Source organism: Anaerococcus sp. NML200537, from assembly GCF_026131715.1.
Taxonomy (GTDB): Bacteria; Bacillota; Clostridia; order Tissierellales; family Peptoniphilaceae; genus Anaerococcus; species Anaerococcus kampingae.
Genome location: NZ_JAMXSL010000074.1, coordinates 1 through 1,567, shown reverse-complemented (window position 1 = coordinate 1,567; position 1,567 = coordinate 1). Strand labels below are relative to the sequence as shown.

Genomic DNA, 1,567 nt, shown 5'->3' with positions numbered 1-1,567 from the left:
TATGGTACCCCCAAAAAGTTGTAGCTCAATTTCTTACAATACAAATATATTATAGATTGATGGTGGCCCTTTTCTATAGAAAAGGGCGATTTATCAAGATAATATACTGATTTTTTCTTTCGACCTATTTTCTCTATATTCTACTGGACTCATAAAGCCTAATTTCTCTTTTATTCGTTCATTGTTGTAATAGTCCATGTATTTAATTATTGCTCTTTCTAATTCTTTGTAGCTATGAAATGTTTTTTTGTTGTACATTTCTTGCTTTATTATTGAGAAGAAGTTTTCCATTATGGAGTTGTCTAGGCAGTTGCCTTTTCTTGACATTGATTGGATTATGTCTTTATATTTTAACTTTTCTACATATCTTGGTATCTGATACAGCCAGCCTTGGTCTGAATGGTAGATTACTTCTGTTTGATCTTTTGTTATTTCTAATGCTTTATCTAGGGCTTTTTCTACTGCTGCATAGTTTGGGCTTTTACTTATTGAATAACTTATTATTTCTGAGTTGTACATATCTAAGTATGGGTTTAAGTAAAGTTTTTTTATTTGATAGTTGTTTGATTTGTCTTTTTCATAGTATTTGAATTCTGTTGTGTCTGTTGTTATTTTTTTGTGTGGTTTTTCTGATTTGAAATTTCTATCTATTATATTGTCTGCTACTTTTCCTACTTCTCCTCTATATGAGTTGTATTTTCCATTTTTCTTGTGATATGTTCTTACTTGTAGGTTATTTTCTTTTATTATTCTATGAACTTTTTTTATGTTTATTTTTATGCTTCTGCTTAGATATCCATGGATTCTTTTGCATCCCCAATCTTCATGTTTTTTTCTTATTTCTAGTATTTTTTCTAGTATTTCAGCGTCTGGATTTTCTTCTTTTTCTTTTCTTTGCCAGTACATGTAGGTTGATTGGCTTATTTTTACTACTTTTAGTATGTCTTTTAATTGATATTTCTCACGGAGGCTGGTTATTACTTTGCAGATTGCTCTGGTTTGTTTGTATTGTTTATCGCATCTGTCAAGTCTTCTTCTAATACCAACCTCCTGAGTTCTTTTAAATAGTCATTTTCTATTCTTAGGTGGAGGTTTTCTTCTAGGATTTCTTGGATTTCTTTTTCGGTGTAGTCTTTCTTTTTATTTTTCTTCTTCATGTCTAAGTATTCTTCCTTTAAATCTATTGTTAGATTGATTTTAGGGAAGTTTTTTTCTTTTTGAAAGTTTTTTACCCAAGAACTTACTGTTTTCGGATCTCTTATTCCAAATTTATCAGATATTTCCCTAAAATTTAAATCTCCTGTTAAGGCACATTTTATCACACTTTGCTTTATTTCTAAAGGATATTCGTTGATTTTAGGATTTTCTAGACTAGTTTCACCAAATATTTTGCTTTTTCTTACCCATTCTCTTATGCTTTTGGGACTTTTTATTTTATATTTTCTTGCTAATTTATTTAAACTTATTTCGCCTTCTTCGTATTCTTTTATTACTTTTTTCTTTAATTCTAAACTATATTTTTTCATTGCAGCCTCTTTTCTAGCTACAACTTTTGGGGAGTCCTACA

The 1,567-nt window shown here is 29.3% G+C and carries 2 protein-coding genes; both read right to left on the bottom strand.

Annotated elements, in window-relative coordinates; all coding sequences use genetic code 11:
* Positions 1 to 93: 93 nt before the first annotated feature.
* A complete protein-coding gene (locus NH288_RS11305) occupies positions 94 to 978 on the bottom strand; it encodes an IS3 family transposase (protein WP_265215399.1) in 885 nt (294 codons plus the stop codon).
* Positions 978 to 1,526 (bottom strand): helix-turn-helix domain-containing protein, encoded by a 549-nt coding sequence (locus tag NH288_RS11300; protein ID WP_106461041.1) that lies wholly within the window; start codon positions 1,524 to 1,526, stop codon positions 978 to 980. The genes NH288_RS11305 and NH288_RS11300 overlap by 1 nt, the downstream gene beginning before the upstream one ends.
* Positions 1,527 to 1,567 lie beyond the last annotated feature (41 nt).